The sequence below is a fragment of the Bilifractor sp. HCP3S3_D3 genome (genome assembly GCF_052063915.1).
Lineage (GTDB): Bacteria > Bacillota > Clostridia > Lachnospirales > Lachnospiraceae > Bilifractor.
The window spans coordinates 61,908-83,061 of sequence record NZ_JBQHWP010000006.1 but is presented as its reverse complement, the minus strand read 5'-3'; the positions used below and the strand labels follow the sequence as shown (position 1 = coordinate 83,061).

The following is a 21,154-nucleotide window of genomic DNA, read 5'->3' as shown; positions in this document are numbered from 1 at the left end:
TCCGATCCCATTTGTCAGAGCATTACCGGCCGTTAAAATATTTCTTCACAACCTGCCAGAACATCTGATTTATCAGTATCCACTGACGCGGATCTCCCTCCCCAGCGCAACCGAATAAATATCCGTCTCCGCCACTTCGACTCCGGTGATTCCGGAAAGAGCCCGGCTGTAATATTCCAACTGCTTCTGATACTTCTCCACCAGATCTCTGCCGTCGCTGGTGCGGACTCTGTCCGTCTTGTAGTCGACGATCACATATTTTCCGTTTTCGGAAAAATATGCGTCAATCGTACCCTGCACCAGAATGTTCTCATCCTCTGGCCAGCTGCTTTCAATGTCTTTTGCCGGAATATCGATGACGAAGGGCTGCTCCCTGCGCAAGACTCCCGCCAGCGCCGCCCTGCGCATCCGGATTCCGATCCCTGATGTCAGGAACCTCACAAAATCCTCCGGCATCACACACGCCGCGTCGGTCTCTGACAGAAGTCCACGCGTCTCCATATCCTGCACTTGTCTTCGGATCTCTTCTGCAAGTCTTTCCTCAAGTTCCGGATTTTCCGCGAATCTTTCCTGAGCTTCCGGCTCCTCCGCAAACCCTTCCTTGAGTTCCGGATTCTCTGCAAACTCTTCCTGAGCTCCCGGCTCCTCTGGGGCTTTGCCTCCGGTTTCCTCTCTCCGGAAAATCCGGTCCACGGACAGATAATCCAGGCATTCCAGCACATGATGGTAAATGGTTCCCCTCGCTGCTCCTGCAGCTTCTCTGTGTCCTTCCTCTCTCATGAACTCCGGAACATACGGAACCTCCGGCTCCTCCGCAAAGGGCTCCGCTCCCTTTTCCTCCTCCATGACCTCCATGGAGCGCATCTTGATCTCTGTCACGGTCATCTTCGCCGGCAGCTCAGCCGCTCTCTGATAAGGATAGCGGAAGTTCTCTCTTCGATCCAGAAAATCATGGACCTGTCCGTCGCAGACCGCATCAGAACGAATCATCTGCCTGAGGGCGTCCACCATGCGGTCCGCTTCGACATTCGACTGCATCGTTCTGTCCGCCATCTCCTCCGCCCTCACTTCACGGATCGTGAGAACCTTCCCGGACGGCGCCGCCATCATCACCCAGTCCAGCGGACATTTGGCGCTTACCAGCCTGTGATAGGAAAGCGGTTTCTGAAGCTGTATTCTTTGGCCGCGAACTGCTTCCTCCGGTGTCTCTCCGGCGACTGTCCGGATCTCGGCATCCTCCTGCAGGCGCCTTGTTTCTTCTATTCTCTCTTCATCAGACACAATTCCAGTGAGAATCAGCTTTTCTTTCGCGCGTGTCATCGCCACGTAGAGAATACGGATCTCCTCCCCCAGAGTATCCCGCCGGATCGCCTTCCGAATCGCAGCCTGCATCACGGAGCTGCAGCTGGTATGACGGTCGGGGTCCACCATTTCCATCCCGATTCCGTACTTCGCGTGCAGTACGACCCTGCTCTGCGCGTCCTTGAAATTGAAATGATTTCCAAGCCCCGCCACAAATACAACCGGAAATTCCAGGCCCTTGCTCTTATGCACAGAAATAATCCGGACCGTATTCTCCGCCTCGCTGAACAGGTTCACCTCCCCATAGTCCACTTCATATTTTTTCATCCTTTCGATGTAACGGATGAAATTAAACAGCCCGTGATAGCTCGTCTTCTCATAATCCACTGCCTTCTCAACGAGCATCTTCAGGTTTGCCTCCCGCTGCGCGCCCGCCGGCATCGCCGCGGCATACCTTCCATACCCGGTTTCCTCGATCACCTGTCCGATCAGCTCATGAACCTCTGTACAGGGAATCCTCTCTCGGAAATCAGAGAGCTGCCCGAGAAAGGCACGCAGCTTTGCCGCAAGTGCCGGATTCTGCTCTTTTTCACCGCCGTCCGCATATTCCCGCACGATCTGATACATGCTTCCCTCCGGATCTGAAATCCGTAGCTCCGCCAGCTCCGCATCGGTACATCCGACGATCGGTGAGCGCAGAACCGCTGTCAGCGGAATGTCCTGGCCCGGATTGTCCAGGATATTCAGGTAATTCAGGACGGTCGTGACCTCAAGCGCGGAAAAATACCCATCCTTTGAAGTCATATAGGCAGGAATCCCCTCATCCTGAAGGGTGCTGACAAAGATGTCCCCCCACCGGCCCGGTGAACGCATCAGAATCACGCAGTCCCGGTATGTCAGCGGACGGAATGCTCCTGCGTCCCTGTCCCAGACCTTCCCGGAGGCCGTCAGCTCCCGTATCCTTCCGGCGATGGCAAGCGCCTCCGCTCTTGCCATTGCCTCACTGCTCCTGTCATCCTCAAATTCCGGAGCAGCCTTGTTAATCAGAAGCAGCTCTGCCTTCGGAAAATCCGGATCCTCGCCTTCCGGATAATCCGCGCCGTAATGAAGTGCCTGTGCGTCGTCGTAGCGGATCCCGCCCAGCTCCGGTATCATCAGTCTGTGGAAGATCGCGTTCGTACAGTCCAGCACCTCTCTTCTGCTTCGGAAGTTCCGGTCCAGATTGATCCTTACGCTCCGCATTCTGTCGGCTATCCCGCTGTTCTCCACAGCTGTCTCACTGTTCTCTCCGGCCGCCCCGCTGTTTCCCACAGCTGCCTTGCTGTTCTTCCCGGCTGCTTTCTGCATGTTTCCAGATTCTGAAGATGCTGACAGGAGCGGATATTCCATGTATTTCGCAAGGAACAGATCCGGCCGTGCCATACGGAAGCCGTAAATGGACTGCTTCATATCTCCGACCATGAACCGGTCATATCTTTTCTCCTCCGTCCCGGAGACCGCCTCCAGGATTGCTTCCTGAATGTAGTTGCTGTCCTGGTATTCGTCGGTTATAATCTCCGCGTACTGCTCGGCAAGCTCCCTCGCCGCATCTGTTCTCCGGTATGTACCATCCTCCTGTTTTTCCAGCAGAATTCGAAGGGCAAAATGCTCCAGATCACTGAAATCCGCAATATTTCTCTGCCTCTTTGCCTCGGCAAACCGGTCCATGAACAGCTCCGTCAGCCGCACCAGCTCCTCCGCATAGGGTTTTATACGGCCGAGCTCACTGAGAATTTCCTCCTCCGAACGAGAAAAGCAGTCCGCCCGCAGCGAGTTAATCATGTTCTTGAACTGATCCCTGCTGTTTTTGACCTGTTCCCGGAGAACCGGATCCTCACCCGCAGTCTTCCGGGAAGAGAGTTTTGCGAAATTATTCTCTTTTAACACCCGATAAAAATCGCCGTAGCTGCGGCAGCTCTCAAGCTTTTCCGCCAGCTCCAGATCACTCTCCAGAGCCGAGATGTATCCGAGCGGTCCTCCCGCGTTTCCGGCATCCGCCAGATTCTGCTCTGCCAGACTCGCGGCATCCTCCACAAGCATGCCGGCCTCCCTTACGATATCCTGCAGCCAGTCCGTTTCCGAAAGCTTCTCCGCCGTATCGATACGGCAGGCATCTGCCGCATTTCTCAGCCACTGGCGCGGATCCGGATCACTCATGGCAAATTTGCTGATTTTCAGGATCAGATCCTCGGCGCGGCTGTCAGATTTTCCCGGTGCGTACGCGTCCATAAAACGGCGGAACATTCCGGTCTGCTTTTCCAAATCATCTGTGCTGTCCTGTTTTTCTGTATCCCCAGATACCATCGATTTTTCCAGACTGTCTGCGCTGTCCGCTTCTTCCACATAGCCCGCTCTTTTCGCGTCTTCTTCCGCAGATTCCTGTGCTCCGCCTTCCCCGGAGGCAAGCTGATACTGTTCCTCCAGCATGTCCTGAAGAACTCTGGCCTTCAGCATCTTCAGCTCGCCCTCTTCCGCGATCCGGTAGCCGGGGTCCAGATGGATCCGGTGAAAATAGTTCTGGATGACATACGTGCAGAAACCGTGAATGGTATTGATCTGCGCATGATGAAGCAAAACTCCCTGCCGCTGCAGATGAACATTCTCCGGGTTCTCCCTGAGCTTCTCCTCCAGCGCACGCCCGATTCTGTCCTTCATCTCTCCTGCTGCCGCCCGCGTAAAGGTAACCACCAGAAGCTGGTCTATATTGATCGGATGATCCGGATCTGTGACCCGGCGAATAATATGCTCGACCAGAACCGCTGTTTTTCCGGAACCCGCCGCTGCGGAAGCGAGAATATTTGTACCTCTCTGACGAATTACCAGCTCCTGGTCCGCCGTCCACTTAACCGCCATCTCACGAATCCTCCTTCTCTGACTTTCCGATTGCCTCCAGAATATCCTCCCGTTTCAGCTTCGGCAGTCTTCGGTACTCAAAGCCCGGAATCCGCCGGTCAAAACCGCAGATGCCCTGATACGGACAGAAGGTGCAGGCATTCCGGTCCTTCCCCTCCCGCACATACGGATCCGCCTTGATATGCCCCTGTACGATCCGGTTTCCGAGGTCCTTCACCTTGCGGTTTGTGTAATCCCGGATCCGGCCGAAATTCTCCAGAGATTCCGTCTGAGACGACTTCGTCAGTGAACCGTCCTTCTTCACCCCTGCCGGAATCACATCGGAGGTTACACCCTTTTCCAGAGTCTGATCCAGAAGCTTCAGAACCTCCATCTCTGACCGGCACAGGCCCTGGGGCCGGAGCTGTTTCAGAATCTCCTCCAGCCTCTCTGTCTCGGTACTGGCCTTCTCCTCTTCGATGACCGGATCCTCAATGTGGTAATAGAAGATCCCGGCCGGCTCGGTTCTGCTTCCGGGATGCTTTCTCTGATCCGCCTCCAGTGCCGCGTTCATGTAGACCGCAAGCTGAAGCTGAAGCCCGTAATACATATCCTCCAGATCCAGCTTTGTACTTCCGGTCTTGTAGTCGATAATCTTGATATATCTGGTGCTCTTCGTCTCACAGGTATCCAGGCGGTCGATTCTTCCGATCAGCCTCATCGAGGCCCCATGATCGAGCCGGAAATGAACCGCGCTGAGATCATCGCCGAAATCAAATTCGAAATCCGACGGCCGGAACCGGCCTTTCTTCACCTGCTGCTGAAGAGCCCAGACGGTCCGGCGCAGAATCTCCCGGAGCCGCTTCATCATATACTCGTTTCGTTTCGTGCTGAACAGAATCCGGTTGTTGTAACCGTCTGTCACGCGGGTGAGCGATTCATCCGCAATCCGGTCACGCTCACCGTCCGGCAGAGACCCCCAGTCGAGTCCCTTCCTGGCAAGCGTTTCCGAGAAAACCTGAAGGGAATCATGCATTACCGTTCCGAAATCTGCCGGCGTGAAGACATACTCATCCCTCTCCTTCAGCCGCAGCCCATAGTCCAGAAAATGCCGGAACGCGCAGGAAGCCATTTCCTCCAGCCGGGTGACGGAATTCAGCAGTTCTTTTCCGTAAAGCTTCTCCGCCAGAAGATATCCCAGCCCTTTTTCCGGATTGCGCGCGCGAACCGCTTCAAGGAGAGCTTCCGCCCTCCTTTTTCCCTCCGGATCCCGCAGCATCCGGCGCAGAAGCTCAACGGAAGCTCCGGAAGGCATCTTCTCCGGCATCTGCTGCAGCTCCTCGAGCAGATATTCCATCTGACCATCGCGCGTCTCCATGCGGAGCGTGGTATCCTTATTCTCGAGTTCCTCCTGAACCAGGGCAGGTACATCCGGGAACATCCGGCGGATCGTTCCGACCAGATACGAGGGGAGCAGGGATTCTCCACCGCTTCCGCTTCTGCTCCAGGACAGCCAGAGCGCGTCTGATGCCTTGGTCATCGCCAGATACAGATAGAACCGCTGTCTGTACATCTGCTCGCGTGATGTGGGTGAAAGCTCTGCCTTCTGATCCGAAAGCTTCTCCCGATCAGGCTCTGACAGGATGCCTCCCGCCGGAATCGGCTTTGGAATAATCCCCTCATTGATTCCGACGAAGAACATCACCCGGATCTTCTTCAGCCTGGTTCTTTCGATATCACCGACCAGAACCTGATCCTCTCCCGGCGGTATCAGGCCGATGCTCATCTCCCCGAATCCGGCGTCGAGAATTTCCTGATAGTCCGAGAGCTTCATCTTCTCATCGCCGAGTACCTCCACCAGCCGGTCAAACATTCCCATGACCTGCTCGAAAATGCGGTCGTATTCCCTCGCTGATGAAGCATCCCCCATCTCCCGGAACGAATCCGCTCTCTTCCGCATGCGGTTCTGCACATCCTGACGGACGAGGAACTCATAGAGCAGCCCTGTCCTGCGGCGCACCGTCGCATTTCTTTCATGAAGTCCGTCGTGAAGTGCCTGTGTCTCCCGCGCGAATTTTTCGCGCAGCTCATTGTAAAAAAGAAGCATGTCCGGCTTCATGCTGCGGGATGTGCGGGTCCATGCTTCTTCGAACTTTTTTCTTCCATGTATGCCGAGAGCCAGACAATAGTCCTCCAGATTCTGAATCTCCTCTTCTCCCAGAAGCGACAGTCCGCTGTGAAGATACCGGAAAACGCTGTCATACGAATAATTATTCCGGATCATATCCACGGCCGCCCGAATGAATTCAACCATCTGATTGGACATTACTTTTTTCTTCTGGTCCAGAAAGCACGGAATCTGCGCAGACCGGAAGATCCTGACAGCCTCTCTTCCATAGGTATCGAGATCGCCGGTGACAACCGCAAAATCCCGGTAATGATAGCCCTTCTCCCGGACAAGCCGGCAGATCTGACCGGCTGCGGCGCGTATCTCCTGCTCAGGATCCGCCGCCTCGGTTATGTGAATCTGATGACCATCCTCTTTCTTGCCGTGATAACCATCCCGGCAGTACCGGAACAGATTCTTCTCCATGAACTGAAGCTCCGGGCTATTCGCAAACCGGCTTTTGTCTCCCGGATCGACCCATTTCACCGGCCGGATCTCCGTGCGCGTCTCCTCCGCCAGCGCACTGACCTTCCGATAGGTCTCGCACGACATATGGAAAAGCCGGTGAATATTTCTGCTGCCGTAAAGGTTCTCCGGCGTATCTGCGGTGAGAACCACCGTGACACGGTCCGCCAGTCGAAGGAGTTCCCGCACGACCTCCAGCTGTACCGGAGTAAAGCCGGTGAAGCCGTCCAGAACGATGCGGCTTTCCTTCACGAGATCCGACTTGCCGATGACGTCACAGAGCACGCCCGGAACCTCCTCTGCCGTCAGATAGTGATCCGCAAGGAAGGTGCGGAACCCGTGATAGACGATCCGGATATCCGTAAGCTTCATGGCAAGACGGTTCTGCTTTTTTTCCCCGGACTCCTCGATCCAGCGGTCCAGATCCGACTCTTCCACCCGGTACTGCAGTAGCTCGGAGATCAGAGACTTCATTTCTTCCGCCGCGCCCTGACGGGACAAGGTTCTGCCGAGAACCCTGAGCTTCTTCTGTTCCGTTCCGATCACCCTCTGGGTAATCAGGCTCTTCCCGAGATCATCCAGAACCGGCAGCGTATTGCCTCCCACTTTCTCGAAGACTCGCCACGCCAGCCTGTTGAAGCTGAGCACGTCCAGATTCATCATTCCCTTTCTCGGATGCATCTGAACAATTTCCTTCTGGGTCTGCATCGTGAACTGCTCCGGAACAATGACGAGAAACTGTCTCTCCGGCTCTTCCATGGATTCCCGGATGATTTCACGGTAAACCTGATATGATTTTCCGGCTCCGCTTCTTCCCGCTACAAATTCAAGAGACATGCGCATCCTCCCTTGATATCCATATTCAAACACATTTTATCATGCCGTACAGCATGTTCAGCGTGTTAAATCTCCTCCATGCTTCAGCTTTTCTGTTTCCTTGCCCTTGCCGCAGCCAGAAGGATCTTCAGTTCGTCCACGCTGAAGGAATATTTCTTGCCGCAGAAGTGACAGGCAAGCTCTACCGGCTTTCCCTCGTCGATCATTTCCTGCAAGTCCTTCTCTCCGATGCTCAGCAGAACCTTCGTCACACGTTCTCTGCTGCAGTTGCAGTAAAATTCCGCAGGCACGGTGTCCAGAAGCTCCAGATCCATATCTGCCAGGATGGTCTGAAGGATTTCCTCCGGCGAAAGACCGTCCTCCAGAAGCTTCGTGACGGAATGGATCTTCTTCAGATTTTCCTCCAGACGGTTCACGGTTTCATCGGTGTATCCGGGCATGAGCTGAATGATAAACCCGCCGGCCTGCTCAACCGACTGATCGGTATTGACCAGAACACCCAGTCCCACCGAGGACGGAACCTGTTCACTTGTCACAAAATAGCTGGTCAGATCCTCCGCGATCTCTCCGGACACAAGCTCCACCTGGCTGGAATATGGCTCGCCGAAAGCCTGATCACGCACGACGGTCAGGGTTCCTCTCCCGATCGCGTTGCCGACATCCAGTTTTCCCTTGTATTTCGGCGCATTCCAGACGTTCGGATTGTATACAAATCCCTTTACTCTTCCCCTGGCATCCGCGGTAACCGTCAGTCCCTGCATCGGACCATCTCCCCGGATCGTCATGGTCATCAGGTCATCCTCGCCCTTCAGCATAATGCCCATCATGGCGCCTGCCGTCATCAGCCGTCCGAGTGCCGCCGTGCATACCGGGCTGGTCTGATGAATCTCTCTGGCCTGCTCCACCAGGTTCTTTGTCGTCGCGGCAAACGCACGTATCTGGCCGCCACATGCTGTTGCTCTTACAATATAGTCCATATGATCCTTCTTCCACTCTGTCATATCGGTTACCTTTCCGTCATTTCTTTCTGCTTTCGTATTCTCGTCTCCTGGTCTTTCTGTGGTGCTTTCTTCTCTCGCAGCGCTGCCCGCTGTCGTTCTGTCTTTCTCACTCATCGTTTTATATCATTCCTCTTTTCTCAGCTCTTTTGCCATTTTTTCTCGCGATTTTTCTCAGCTCTTTTACCATTTTCTCTCGCGATTTTTCTCAGCTCTTTTACCATTTTCTCTCGCGATGATGCAGATTCTCTCCGACTTCTCGTCCGGTGCGTGGCCGGTAAACGCTTCATAGGCTCCTTCATAAATCATGCCGGCCTCCCGGATCAGCTCCGCCACTCTTTTCAGCGGATAAGCTCTCTGAACATGAACCTCTTCATACCTGCGGAACAGATCCTCTCCCTCTTCCTCAGGGATAAACAACGTGAGAACATACTCATTGATCCGCTTCTCCGGGTCATAGCTGTTCTCCCAGATAAAGCTCCCGTTTTCCCGGTTCTCCGCAATCGTGGACTCCCCGATCCCCCGGTATTTCGCCTCTGTATTCATATCAAAAATAAAAACCCCGCCCGGATCCAGGTAATTATTCACCAGCCGGAAAACCTTCAGAAGATCTTCCTCGGTCAATATATAGTTCATACAGTCACAGACGCTCACAATCGCCCGCACGGTTCCGTACAGCTCGAACTCCCGCATATCCTGATTCAGGTACAGGATATCGTGGCCGGACTCATATTTTTTGTCCTGTGCCTGCTCCAGCATCTCCACGGAACTGTCGATCCCGATCATATCATATCCGGCATCCGCCAGCAGCTCCGTCATGCTTCCTGTTCCACACCCAAGTTCACAGACCAGTCCGTCGGAAACCCCGTGCCCCTTCAGCAGCCCGATCAGATACCGACTCCATGACGGATAGTCGATGTTGTCCATAAACATATCATATACCGACGCAAAGCTCTCATACGCGCTCATCGTTCCATAACCTCCGTTTTGATCTCCCCGCACAACCGGCATATCACCTGCAAGAAAGTATACCACATGACATACCGGAAGCCAAAAAACAAAACGATTTCTTCCGAATCGGATGTAATCGGGCGTACCGCAACGAAGGCCCGACAGCAGTGAAGGACGTACCGCAGAGACTGTCTCACGTCGGCATCGGGTATACCGCGGAGACTGTCTGACGGGCGCCGACTGCAAACGAGATAAAACACGCTGCGCGAGTTTTATCTCGCTATCGCGTCGCTCGCGTAAAAAAAATCCCCGCATCTGTCACTGTCTCACGGCAATGACAGACACGGGGACTGCTTCCTTCACACCGGCCTGTTCCGGTTTTCTCATCGCAGTTACTTGAACTGGTTGGTTTTCTCGTCGTAATAGTAATTCACCTCAGCCAGTCTCTCCATGAGAAGTTTTCGATTTACATTTTCAGCCTCACAGAATTCATCAAGACTGGAATACTGATCACGCAGACGCATATTTACGAAGCTTAACAACATAGCAGGATCTCTTGGCATCATTATTATCATCCTCTCTTATTTGATGAACTGTTTTCTGTCATTATAAAATATCGCAGAAAGAATATCATCAGACCGGTTCGACAATCTTGCCTCAAAATCGCATCTTTTTTTGTACACATTGCAGATTCCTGTTTCATCAGAATCTGCCATGTTTCGGCTGCGCCCGCCTGCGGAACGGGATAAAACCCGGTTTTGTGATTTTATCCCGCTCTCTCAACGATTGCGTAAATCAGTCCACGACCTCGACCTGGGGCCGCACGCTTGCCGCCAGCTTTCCGTCGGCGCCGACGTCGATCACAATGGTATCTCCCTCGTGAACGTCTCCGCCGAGAATCAGCTTCGCCGAAAGTGTCTCGACATTCTTCTGTACAAATCTCTTCAGCGGACGCGCACCGTAAACCGGATCGTAGCCGCCGTCCACGACATACTTCTTCGCAGCGTCGGTAAGCTCTATCTTGAGCTGCTGATCCGCGAGTCTTCTGTTCAGATCCGCGATCTGCAGATCCACGATGTGGCCGATGTTGTCCTTTGTAAGCGGACGGAACATGATGATCTCATCCAGACGGTTCAGGAACTCCGGACGGAAGTGTGCCCTCAAATCCTTATGAACCATTTCCTGTGCCTTTTCGCTGATCTCGCCGTTCGGCTCAATGCCGTCCAGCAGATACTGCGAACCGATATTCGACGTCATAATCAGAATCGTATTCTTGAAGTCTACGGTCCTGCCCTGGGAATCCGTGATCCGGCCGTCATCCAGAACCTGAAGCAGCACATTGAAGACATCCGGATGCGCCTTTTCAATCTCATCAAAAAGCACAACCGAATAAGGTTTTCTCCGCACAGCTTCGGTCAGCTGACCGCCCTCCTCATATCCTACATATCCCGGAGGAGCTCCGATCAGACGGGAGACTGAATATTTCTCCATGTATTCGCTCATATCGATACGAACCATGTTGTTCTCGTCATCAAACAGCTTCTCCGCCAGCGTCTTCGCAAGTTCGGTCTTGCCGACACCGGTGGGTCCGAGGAACAGGAAGGATCCGATCGGCTTTGTGGGATCCTTGATCCCGGCTTTCGAACGGATAATTGCGTCCGAAACCTTCTCGACCGCCTCATCCTGACCCACGACTCTCTTATGCAACTCATCGTCCAGATGAAGAATCTTCTCTCTTTCGCCCTGTGTCAACTTGGCCACCGGAATTCCGGTCCAGCGGGACACGATTGTCGCGATCTCATCCTCATCAACCGCCTCATGCACCAGCTTCAGATCGTCGTTATTGATCTTGTTCTCTTCATCCTGAAGTTCCCTCTCCAGCTTCGGCAGTTCGCCGTACTGAAGCTCGGACATCTTCGCCAGATCGCCCTGGCGCTCCGCAAGTTCCATCTGTTTATGAACCTCCGCGATCTGATCACGGATCTTCGCCGGACGGTTCACGGCATTCTTCTCATTCTCCCATTTGGCATTGAGAACCTTCAGCTTATCTTCATTCTCCGCCAGCTCCTTCTTAACGGTTTCCAGACGCTCCTTGCTCAGCGTGTCCGTCTCCTTTTCCAGAGACATCTTGTCAAGACGAAGCTGCAGATTCCTGTGCTCCAGCTCATCAATTTCCTCGGGCTTGGAATCCTTCTCTGTCTTGATCTGGGCGCACGCCTCATCGATCAGGTCAATCGCCTTGTCCGGAAGGAAACGGTCCGTGATATAACGGTTCGACAGCGTAGCCGCCGCGATCAGCGCATTATCCGTGATGCGCACGCCGTGGTACGTCTGGTAATTCTCACGAAGACCACGAAGGATGGTGATTGTCTCATCCACCGTCGGCTCATCTACCATAACTCTCTGGAAACGACGCTCCAGGGCGGCATCCTTCTCGATATACTCCCTGTACTCATTCAGCGTTGTCGCGCCGATGCAGTGCAGCTCACCTCTGGCAAGAAGCGGCTTCAGCAGGTTGCCCGCATCCATTGAGCCCTCCGTCTTTCCGGCTCCGACGATCAGATGCAGCTCATCGATAAAGAGAATAATCCTGCCCTCGCTCTTCTTCACCTCGTTCAGAACCGCCTTCAGTCTCTCCTCAAATTCACCACGGTATTTCGCACCGGCCACGAGAGCACCCATGTCCAGTGAAAAAATCGTCTTGTCCTTCAGGGAATCCGGAACATCGCCCTTCACAATACGCTGCGCAAGTCCTTCCACAACTGCGGTTTTGCCGACACCGGGTTCACCGATCAGCACCGGGTTGTTCTTTGTCTTACGGGAAAGAATCCGGATTACATTCCGGATCTCATCGTCACGGCCGATGATAGGATCCATCTTCTGATCTCTTGCCTTCTCCACCAGATCCTCGCCGTATTTTCTCAGACTGTCATAGGTCTCCTCCGGATTATCGGAGGTCACCTTCTGATTCCCTCTCACGCTCTGCAGCGCCTGAAGAAAACGATCCACGGTGATGCCGTTCTGACGGAACAGCTCTTTCATCGAAGGACTCGGATGCCGGAGCATGGCAAGGAACAGATGCTCGACGGACACATACTCGTCTCCCATCTTCTTTGCTTCATTTTCCGCGTAATTCAAGGTGTAGTTCAGATACTGCCCGACATAAGGCTGTCCACCCTGAACCTTGACTCTTTTATTTATAGCCGCTTCGACTTCATTCCGGAAAAGATTGGCATCAATGCCCATCTTCTCGATCATCTGAAGAATCAGGCTGTTCTCCTGATTCAGCAGCACATAGAGCAGATGCTCCTGTTCAATTTCCTGATTGCCGAAGTCCATCGCTGTCTTCTGCAGCGAATTCACGGCTTCCAGTGATTTCTGTGTAAATCTGTCAGCTTGCATACTCACACCTCCCTTGAAATGCAGTATTTAAGTCAGGAAAAGATTTTGACGTTCTGATATTATGTAACCTTTTCCTCTCACGAAGCTAATATAGCACTCGTTGTTAGCACTGTCAATAAGTGAGTGCTAATTTCTTTTAAAAATTTTTCCCCGGGTTTTGCTCCGGGGAATGCCTGCACGCGCGCGGAAGTGAAAGGCACACGGCACCCCGCGACTTTCACAACTGACTCCGCCATCGCATGTAAATTTTTACCCTGTTCCCTCTGCTGTCTCTTGCGCAGATATTTTTCACAGAATCTCACGCATACTCCACCAGACTCCATCCGGAATCCCTCCTGGTAAAGCCGTACTTTCTGTAGAGTGGATCCGCCGCAATTTCCCTGTCAGCTGTAATCTCCTCCGCTCCATTCTCAAGAGAAGCGAGCACCAGAAGATCAAGCAGCCGGAACGGGATCTCCGTATCCTGATATTCCGGCTTTGTATACAGATTGGAAATATATGCCCGTTCCTTATTCTGATTAAACAACGGACGGCGATGATAGAAAATGACGTCTCCGAAAGCAGCTATCTCAGATCCATTGTAGACAATATATGCCACGTTCTGATTCTCGGACAGATTTCTCCGGAAGTAGCTGTAGGCCTGCCGGCGGCGACGCATCATGGCTGCAGAATCCTCCGTTTTATCAGAATGATCCCGCGCTTCAAGCCGGGTGTCCACAAGAACGTCAATGTCTTTCATCGACGCACGCTTATACGTGATTTCCATGTTACGTCTCCTTTCCGGAAGATACGGCTGCTGTCACTGATCAAGCGGCTCTGCGCCCATACCTGTGCCCTCATAATCAATTCCGGCTTTTATGAGCGCTTCGCGAGCCAGAATCCTGTCTGCATTTTCAAAGAGCTGATATGGAATGGCAGTTCTTTCTTCCTGTTATATTTTTTATTCTTTGCTGTCCAATGTGGGCGGCAGTTCTGACAATATTGCCTTCCGTATACTTATATCCCGGTGCATTTTCATATCGTCTTCTATTTTTTGATTATATCGGGCGGATTTCGTTTGTCAATCGGACATATCCGGCCATCTGACCGAATCTGCCGCTTCAGCTTCTGTTGCAGCTGCCGTTTCAGCAGCTGTTTCAGCTTTCGTTCACGCCCTTCCGCTTATTCAAAAATCGCAGAATGATGTCTGCGAGCTTTTCGCTGTGTACGATGTAGCTTCCGTGGGATTCTCCGCGCAATATAAGCTTCGCGGCTCCCGGAATCTCTGCGGCAATGTGGTCAGTCTCGCTCTTCCGGATCAGATCATGCTCTCCCGCGACGATCAGCGTGTCCGCACGGATCTGCCGGAGCTCCTGATCACAGATATCCGGTTCTTTTATCATCAGTCGGATCAAAGGACTTCTTCCGAAAAAATGAAGAATCCGGGATCCGAGAAGAAACAGCCCGTGAAGTCCCTCCGGGCGCGTATTTGCGCCGCATGCAATCAGCGAAGAGATCCTCCTCGTCCTGCTCGCCGCGATCAGACCGATAATCCCGCCGTCGGAAAAGCCGACCACCACAACATTGTGAAGATTCAGCTTCTCCAGAAACTGTACCAGATCCTCCGCCATGTCCCTGTAATGAAGCTCTCCGATCCAGTGACTCTTTCCGTGGCCCCGCGAATCCGGAAGATAGCAGGTGAATTTTTTCTCCAGAATCTTAACCGTCCGGTCGAAAATCGTATGATCCTCCCCGTTACCATGGATCAGGACCATGGGACGCCCCTCCCCGGCCTCCTCGTAGGATATATCAATGTTATTTACATGAAGCTTTTTCAATTCTGTCATCCCTGTGATGCTCCTCCTTGTGCTCCACTTTCTTTCCACGCTGCTTCTTCTTTCACTCTGCCTTCTCCTCGTGCTGTTCCTTCTTGCGGTCCACCTTCTCCCTGCGCTGTTCCTTCTTGCGATCCACCTTCTCCTCGTGCTGCACCTTCCGCATCTCCAGGAACGCGTGCACATAGTCGCTGAATCCCTGAGAATCCAGAACGGCAAAGGCCGCCTCTTCCATCCAGAAAGACATATGCTTCGGATAGCAGACGACGTAAATATTCTTCCACTGCGGATTAAACTTATCCTTTGCGGCATGCAGAGGTTTGAAGCCGTAGATATAATTCATATTTTCATAGATATAATGCTCTGCCCTCTCGATCAGCCGCGGATGATCTCCGTCATTCGTGTTGAAAAAAGGGGCGACCCCGAGGCTTGCCTGTGACACACCCTCCGCCTTCAGGATCTCCATGATATCATGAAAGAGCAGCTCCATCACACCGTGCGGGCATCCCTCCCGCCTCCGCATGATATCCACAATCCATCCCTTTCCGCCGAGATATGGATTCAGCACGTTGATCCCCTGGATTGTGCCTTCCGCATCGGAAGCGTAAAAGTATCTCTTGTCACAGGGGTGATCCAGCATCAGACTCCCGACCGCGAACTGAAGCCTCGCCGTATGTTTTTCCTCAAGCCAGGCATCGGTGATCTCATGGAACTGCCGCTCAATCTCCGCATCCCGCTTCTCCTGCGGCCTGTACTCCTGCACGCTGAGCCCGTAATTCACCGCCGTATGCCAGGAGGATCTTGCCTTGGCGCATTTCCCGCCCCGCATGGACCAGGACTGCACATCAAAGACTGCCTCCTCTCCGCTCTTAAAGCAGCCGAAGCCCTCCGCCTGATATTCCGCAACATGTGTTTCCTCCGTCATGAGAAACACCAGATGCTTTCTCTCCGCCACCGCAAAAGAACGGAGCACCCGGAGCATTTCGGGGAAATCCTCATCTGCGCAGACCGGATCACCGCAAACGACAATCGTGTTCCCTGATCTGGCAAAGCTGATCATTCCCTCCGGCTCCTCGGAGAAAAACCACTCCTTGTCCGGCTCCAGAGAAAGATACGCCAGGGAATTCTCCGCATATCTCCTGAGATAGGACAATGCCCGATTCCATTCCTCCGTCGATGCAGATGCCGCTGAAGCTGTCTTATATCTGTTCCTTCGTGTGTCTATTCCGTACATACTTATCATCCTCTTCTCTCTGCCTGCGATCCCGGTCAGAATTTCTGCCCGCAGTCCCCGGTTTATTCCCACAACGCAAGTCTGTTGTTCGATTGTGGGATATCCGACATACAGAATAGCATGCTTATGCTGACTGTCAATTCCTTTTCATTGCCGAATCCGCATTTCCTTTTCTTTGTCGAATCCGCATTCCGCCTCTTCACGTCCCTTCTGATCCGCACAAAAACCGCCGCGCAAAAACCGGCAGGACAAGACTTCCGGATATGCCGCGAGCAAAAGATTCTCTGGTTTTATCTTTCATCTTGACATACTTCGTCTGTCGTAGTACATTTACCTTGTAAAGATACTACGACAGTCGTAATACGTCAGACAATGTATCTTCACACTCCGAACAATCCCCGGGATGCATGATATTTTTCCTGACAGAAGGGAGGTGCCGATGGGAATCAGCAGCGATGTCATCCGCGGCTACAACGACACGATCATCCTGTGTCTGCTTCTGGACGAGCCATCCTACGGCTACGAAATCTCCAGAAAAATCCGCACGATAACCGCAGATGCCTACATTATCAAGGAAACCACCCTGTATTCCGCCTTTACCCGCATGGAGAAGAACAACTATATCGAATCCTATCCGGGTTTCGCGGACAACGGAAAACGCCGGACCTACTACCGGATCACGGAAGCCGGCCGGAAATATTACAGGGAAAAGTGTGACGAATGGAAGCTTACCAAGAATGTGATCGAACATTTTATAAGGGAGAATGAATCATGAATACTATTCGCAACTATCTCGAATCGATGTTTGCAAATCTTCCGAACACTCCCGAAGTCATCCGTGCCAAGTGCGAGCTCGGCCAGATGATGGAGGACAAATATACGGAACTGATCAATGATGGGAAATCAGATAATGAAGCCGTCGCCCAGGTTATTTCAGAGTTCGGCAATCTCGAAGAGCTGGCAGACGCGTTGGGAATCAGCCAGATTCTGAATGAACAGAATCAGGCGATGCAGAAGGCACACCAGGTATCCGCTGAAGACGCGGAACGGTATCTCGACGACAGCTCCCATTACGCCCTGCTGCATGGACTTGCAACCTTTTTTGCCATTATCAGCCCCTGCGGTATCATTCTGACAGCCTCAGCGGGAACGGGTTCCCTCGCTCTCATGGCCGCCGGAATCTTCTTCCTGCTCGGTGCGATTGCCGCCTGTGTTACACTCCATGTGTACAGCAGCCTTCGCATGGGCAGATGGAGCTTTCTGAAAAACGAGCCCTGCACCATTGACTACGCAACAGCCGGAATGGTTAACGACCTCCGGCGCAGCACCCACGACAGCATTATTCTTCAGCGGACCATCGCCGTGCTGCTGTTCTGCACCTGCTACATCCCGCTTGTCTTCCTGGCTCTTCTGGACAAAAGAGCCATTGCTTCCGCCTTCGGCGTCATCATTCTGCTGTTCATGGTTGCTCTTGCCGTCCTTCTGCTCACCGTCAGCAGTTCAAGAGTCAGAAGCTGCAGCCGGCTTCTCGATCTGAGCGGCACCTTCACCGCTTCCGGATATTCCTCCGCCAAAAGCGGAAGAATCGAATTCAGAAATCCAGCCGTGCGGGCGATCATGTCTGTCTACTGGCCGACCATCACCTGCCTGTATCTGATCATCAGCTTCCTGACCTTCACCTGGGCCATCAGCTGGATCATCTGGCCCATCGCTGCCGTCATCCGCAATCTGCTGGAATCAATTTTCGGAACGAAAGGAGAATCACACGAATGAAAAAAAAGCGCAGCATCTATCTTGCACTGATTTCCGCCGCAACGGTGGCTGCCATCTGCTTCGGAACCTGGAAGCATGTAAGTCCGGGCCACCTGTCTCTCACGATGACCGGGGACAGCTTCTACTTCACCTACGTTCCGCCGAACCAGACCACCATTCGCAGAAATCTCGACGCCTTTGACAGCATTGATCTTAACCTCAGTAAAGCGGACATCGAGCTTCAGAGCGGAAGCGGATATTCCATGGCCTACCGCGGGGTGAAAGAGGAATGCCCGTCTCTTTCTGTAAAAAACGGTGTTCTGACCGCGACAGAACCGGAATCAAAGGATTCGCGTTCGTCAGATGCCTCTCTGGTTCTCACCGTTCCAAAGGATCTTTCCAAATTTAAGGAGGTCTCTCTCTCCTCCGGGAACGGCGACATCACCATAGACACCGGACGCACACTGAACGTTGATTCCCTGACGCTCAACAGCAGCAACGGGGATCTGGAGCTCGACCGCTGCACAGGGAAAAGCCTTGCCGTGTCTTCCTCAAACGGTGATATTAATATGGAAGGAATCACTTTCGCCACCTCTACTCTGGAGACGGCGAATGGCGACATCGAGGTCAATCTGGCCGACAATATACGGAATTATACCATATCCGCATACACCGATTCCGGTGAAACCTCGATCGGTGACAGCGACTACGATGCAGGTTCTATCAGCATCGGCAGCGGCTCTCAGAAAATGAGCGCGCAGACGGACAACGGAGATATCGAAATCGAGAACGACTGAACCCCGCTTCTCTTCTCACCGCTCATCCGGAGCTTTTCAGACAGGAATTTCCTGGTACCATCGCCGGTCTGAAAATGGCATCCGGATGTTCTCCGCACAATGATCTGTCCGGCTGTAATTAACATCACTTCTGCATTTCAGAAACCATCCGGATGCTCTCCACGTCGTCCTCTGTCAGCCGAAGATTTGTCACCATTTCCTTCCCATCGGGACGGGTCACCTTCACCTCAATGATCGTGCCCGTCTCAATTGCCTGCTGTCCCACCGCGCTCAGGAACAGCTGGAACTTCGGATGCTGGCTCTGAAACAGCTGCAGCCTCTCTCTCAGTTTCATCAACATCATCGGATTCATTGCCATCTTTCATACCTTCTTTCTTTTTCTTATTCCGGTAAAAACGTCACAATCATCGCCCGGATTCAACGCAATTAAACCATTATCTTCAGATCTCTCTGTACCCGGCCTCCAGCAGGGTATCCGCCTTTCGGATCTTCCGGTCCCAGGTATAGATTCCATTTACCTCATCTTCAACATCAGTCCACTGTGTATAAACATATGCGCAGAGTCCTTCCTCGCGGCAGACCTCCATCCGGTCAATCAGAGCGTGGAAGGCTCTCCCGTACTCCTCCCGGTCCTGATATCTGGTTCCGTAACCATAGGCCCCCTCGCCCGCACTGTGATCCGGGATCCGGAAGGGAAGTCCTCCAAATTCAGACAGGACAAACGCTCTGTCTGCCTCCGGCTTCACATGAAACGTAAGGTAGTAATAGTGCACGCTTCGGAAATCTCCGCACCCCTGGTCAAACCATCCGCTCGCGGAGTCAATCAGATGATGCGGATCCGTCCTCCTGAGGAGGTCGGTGCACTCCTTTGTCTCAAACTGCCCCCATCCCTCATTGAAGATGGTCCAGGCAAATATACACGGATGCTCCTTCAGGATCTCCGCGGTCATAACAATCTCTCTCCGGAATTCCTGCCTGCCCGCTTCATTTTCCCGCGAGAGCAGCTTTTCCTTCTGATCACTGACGCGCACATTCATCCACGAAAGCAGCGTTCCGGCTTCCGTCACGAACCAGTCCTTGTATTTCTCTCCGCCACTGACGATGTCCTGCCAGACCAGAAGGCCGAGACGATCACAGTGATAATACCACCGGTCCGGCTCGATCTTCGCATGCTTCCTGACACAGTTAAACCCGAACCTTCGCATCTCTGTCAGGTCAAAGATCATGGCCCGGTCTGACGGAGCCGTATAGATACCGTCAGGCCAGTACCCCTGATCCAGAACGCCTCGCAGAAAAATTTCCCGGTTGTTCAGATAAATCCTCGGGATTCCTCTTTCATCCCTCTCCATTGAAATTTTCCGCATTGCGAAATAACTGGAAACCAGATCCTCACCCATCGTCACGTCAAAGAAATACAGCCAGGGTTCCTCACAGCTCCACAGATTCATCTTCGGGATTCTCACATTCATCCAGTGATTGGACATGCCCGCGACGATCACTCCCTGAAGAAGCGTATCCTCTTCAATCTCACAGGTCTCATCCTGCGCAATGATCGGCCGCCGGATTCTCACCCGCACCGGAAGGTCGCTGTCCGATTCCACCAGAATGCTCACATATCCGTGTTCGATATCCGGGACTGTTTCAATGTTGTCAATGTGCTGATCAGGAATTTCCTCCATCCATACCGTCTGCCATATGCCGCTGACCGCCGTATAGTACATTCCCCCGCGTCTCAGTCTCTGCTTCCCGCGGGCGTGAAAAGAGGTATCACTGAAATCCCAGACCTTTACAATCAGCTCATCCGCTCCGTCTCCCTCGGTGCCGCCGCTGCTGTACAGATCCCTGTCGCTCTCTGTGCGAAATACACCTCCATCTTGAGTCGCTCCTCTCTTCTTTCCCCAAAACCCATCCTCTGCAGTTTCCGGATCTTCCGAAAAGCAGCCGGCTTTGTGATCATTTTCCGGCAGGACCGGCTTCAGATAGTCTGTGATATCCATCCAAAACGGCAGGTATCCGCCCACATGCTTTGCGACGCTCTTTCCGTTTATCATCACCTCGCAGCACTGATCCACCGCTCCGAAATGCAGAATGATCCTGTGCCGGGGATCCCTTCCTGAAAGCTCCGGAAGATATCTGTGATACCAAAGTGTTTCATCCGGCATCAGCTGACGGGACACGCCGGAAAGTACGCTCTCCGGCGAAAAAGGGACCAGAATCCGGCTCACAAACTTTTCAACCTTCTCCTCCCCCTTCGTGATCGCATAATCCCAATACCCGTTCAGGTTCATATAACTCTTCCGCCTCAGAAGCTCCCTGGGATACTCCTCCAACACATGATCCCTGTTCAGCGCCATCCCCCATGGCGTATATAACTGCTTCATTTTGCCCTTCTTCTCCCTTATTAAATATCTCTTCTAAAATAAAGTAAACCCGCATAAATAAAGTAAAACCGTATAAATAAAGAAAAACCGTATACGATAAGTCGTGCCACACACTGTATAAGTCCCCGCGTCACTTCGCAGCTTTCGTGCCGCTAACAGGTATTCGCACCTCCGTGTCGCTTA

The 21,154-nt window shown here is 52.8% G+C and carries 14 protein-coding genes; 3 read left to right on the top strand and 11 right to left on the bottom strand.

Annotated features, from left to right (window positions below; translation table 11 throughout):
• Window positions 1-72 precede the first annotated feature (72 nt).
• The 9 genes from ACTNDI_RS05180 to ACTNDI_RS05140 all read right to left on the bottom strand — a co-directional run bounded on the left by ACTNDI_RS05180 (window position 73) and on the right by ACTNDI_RS05140 (window position 16,041).
• Window positions 73-4,194, bottom strand: coding sequence for a UvrD-helicase domain-containing protein (locus ACTNDI_RS05180; protein ID WP_441099690.1), 4,122 nt, complete (start codon window positions 4,192-4,194; stop codon window positions 73-75).
• A gap of 1 nt (window position 4,195) precedes the next feature.
• Window positions 4,196-7,642 carry a helicase-exonuclease AddAB subunit AddB gene (gene addB, locus ACTNDI_RS05175; RefSeq protein ID WP_441099689.1) on the bottom strand — a complete coding sequence of 1,149 codons (3,447 nt, stop codon included), beginning with the start codon at window positions 7,640-7,642 and terminating at the stop codon, window positions 4,196-4,198.
• Window positions 7,643-7,725: 83 nt separating this feature from the next.
• The gene (hslO, locus tag ACTNDI_RS05170) at window positions 7,726-8,619 is read right to left on the bottom strand and encodes an Hsp33 family molecular chaperone HslO (protein WP_441099761.1); all 894 of its coding nucleotides are present in this window, start codon (window positions 8,617-8,619) and stop codon (window positions 7,726-7,728) included.
• A gap of 204 nt (window positions 8,620-8,823) precedes the next feature.
• Complete coding sequence (locus ACTNDI_RS05165) at window positions 8,824-9,609, bottom strand: class I SAM-dependent DNA methyltransferase (RefSeq protein ID WP_441099688.1); 786 nt, start codon at window positions 9,607-9,609, stop codon at window positions 8,824-8,826.
• 374 nt (window positions 9,610-9,983) lie between these two features.
• A complete protein-coding gene (locus tag ACTNDI_RS05160) occupies window positions 9,984-10,157 on the bottom strand; it encodes a DUF4250 domain-containing protein (RefSeq protein ID WP_441099687.1) in 174 nt (57 codons plus the stop codon).
• 229 nt (window positions 10,158-10,386) lie between these two features.
• Window positions 10,387-12,993 (bottom strand): ATP-dependent chaperone ClpB, encoded by a 2,607-nt coding sequence (gene clpB / locus ACTNDI_RS05155; RefSeq protein WP_441099686.1) that lies wholly within the window; start codon window positions 12,991-12,993, stop codon window positions 10,387-10,389.
• 298 nt (window positions 12,994-13,291) lie between these two features.
• Entirely contained in the window at window positions 13,292-13,759 is a 468-nt protein-coding gene (locus ACTNDI_RS05150) for a GNAT family N-acetyltransferase (RefSeq protein ID WP_441099685.1), read from the bottom strand.
• 370 nt (window positions 13,760-14,129) lie between these two features.
• Window positions 14,130-14,819: an alpha/beta fold hydrolase gene (locus tag ACTNDI_RS05145; protein ID WP_441099684.1), complete on the bottom strand. Its 690-nt coding sequence runs from the start codon at window positions 14,817-14,819 to the stop codon at window positions 14,130-14,132.
• A 52-nt stretch (window positions 14,820-14,871) separates the two neighbouring features.
• On the bottom strand, window positions 14,872-16,041 hold the full coding sequence (locus ACTNDI_RS05140; protein WP_441099683.1) for a bifunctional lysylphosphatidylglycerol flippase/synthetase MprF: 1,170 nt from the start codon (window positions 16,039-16,041) through the stop codon (window positions 14,872-14,874).
• Window positions 16,042-16,480: 439 nt separating this feature from the next.
• Between ACTNDI_RS05140 and ACTNDI_RS05135 the strand changes: the two genes are divergently transcribed.
• The 3 genes from ACTNDI_RS05135 to ACTNDI_RS05125 are packed head-to-tail and all read left to right on the top strand — an operon-like array spanning window position 16,481 to window position 18,590.
• Window positions 16,481-16,816 carry a PadR family transcriptional regulator gene (locus ACTNDI_RS05135; RefSeq protein WP_441099682.1) on the top strand — a complete coding sequence of 112 codons (336 nt, stop codon included), beginning with the start codon at window positions 16,481-16,483 and terminating at the stop codon, window positions 16,814-16,816.
• Window positions 16,813-17,814 carry a permease prefix domain 1-containing protein gene (locus ACTNDI_RS05130; RefSeq protein WP_441099681.1) on the top strand — a complete coding sequence of 334 codons (1,002 nt, stop codon included), beginning with the start codon at window positions 16,813-16,815 and terminating at the stop codon, window positions 17,812-17,814. The genes ACTNDI_RS05135 and ACTNDI_RS05130 overlap by 4 nt, the downstream gene beginning before the upstream one ends.
• Window positions 17,811-18,590, top strand: a complete 780-nt coding sequence (locus ACTNDI_RS05125; protein ID WP_441099680.1) for a DUF4097 family beta strand repeat-containing protein — start codon at window positions 17,811-17,813, stop codon at window positions 18,588-18,590. Before ACTNDI_RS05130 ends, ACTNDI_RS05125 begins: the two co-directional genes overlap by 4 nt.
• 124 nt (window positions 18,591-18,714) lie before the next feature.
• Here the strand turns inward: ACTNDI_RS05125 and ACTNDI_RS05120 are convergent, their stop codons facing one another.
• Window positions 18,715-18,948: a hypothetical protein gene (locus ACTNDI_RS05120; RefSeq protein WP_441099679.1), complete on the bottom strand. Its 234-nt coding sequence runs from the start codon at window positions 18,946-18,948 to the stop codon at window positions 18,715-18,717.
• An 82-nt stretch (window positions 18,949-19,030) separates the two neighbouring features.
• A complete protein-coding gene (locus ACTNDI_RS05115; RefSeq protein ID WP_441099678.1) occupies window positions 19,031-20,971 on the bottom strand; it encodes a glycoside hydrolase family 2 protein in 1,941 nt (646 codons plus the stop codon).
• Window positions 20,972-21,154: the final 183 nt, after the last annotated feature.

Excerpts from the sequence above, each read along its gene's own strand:
- ACTNDI_RS05115 (WP_441099678.1), bottom strand. The coding sequence starts at position 20,971 with ATGAAGCAGTTATATACGCCATGGGGGATGGCGCTGAACAGGGATCAT.
- ACTNDI_RS05125 (WP_441099680.1), top strand. The coding sequence starts at position 17,811 with ATGAAAAAAAAGCGCAGCATCTATCTTGCACTGATTTCCGCCGCAACG.
- ACTNDI_RS05160 (WP_441099687.1), bottom strand. The coding sequence starts at position 10,157 with ATGATGCCAAGAGATCCTGCTATGTTGTTAAGCTTCGTAAATATGCGT.
- addB (WP_441099689.1), bottom strand. The coding sequence starts at position 7,642 with ATGTCTCTTGAATTTGTAGCGGGAAGAAGCGGAGCCGGAAAATCATAT.
- ACTNDI_RS05180 (WP_441099690.1), bottom strand. The coding sequence starts at position 4,194 with ATGGCGGTTAAGTGGACGGCGGACCAGGAGCTGGTAATTCGTCAGAGA.
- ACTNDI_RS05130 (WP_441099681.1), top strand. The coding sequence starts at position 16,813 with ATGAATACTATTCGCAACTATCTCGAATCGATGTTTGCAAATCTTCCG.
- ACTNDI_RS05120 (WP_441099679.1), bottom strand. The coding sequence starts at position 18,948 with ATGGCAATGAATCCGATGATGTTGATGAAACTGAGAGAGAGGCTGCAG.
- ACTNDI_RS05150 (WP_441099685.1), bottom strand. The coding sequence starts at position 13,759 with ATGGAAATCACGTATAAGCGTGCGTCGATGAAAGACATTGACGTTCTT.
- ACTNDI_RS05140 (WP_441099683.1), bottom strand. The coding sequence starts at position 16,041 with ATGTACGGAATAGACACACGAAGGAACAGATATAAGACAGCTTCAGCG.
- ACTNDI_RS05165 (WP_441099688.1), bottom strand. The coding sequence starts at position 9,609 with ATGAGCGCGTATGAGAGCTTTGCGTCGGTATATGATATGTTTATGGAC.
- clpB (WP_441099686.1), bottom strand. The coding sequence starts at position 12,993 with ATGCAAGCTGACAGATTTACACAGAAATCACTGGAAGCCGTGAATTCG.
- ACTNDI_RS05135 (WP_441099682.1), top strand. The coding sequence starts at position 16,481 with ATGGGAATCAGCAGCGATGTCATCCGCGGCTACAACGACACGATCATC.
- hslO (WP_441099761.1), bottom strand. The coding sequence starts at position 8,619 with ATGGACTATATTGTAAGAGCAACAGCATGTGGCGGCCAGATACGTGCG.
- ACTNDI_RS05145 (WP_441099684.1), bottom strand. The coding sequence starts at position 14,819 with ATGACAGAATTGAAAAAGCTTCATGTAAATAACATTGATATATCCTAC.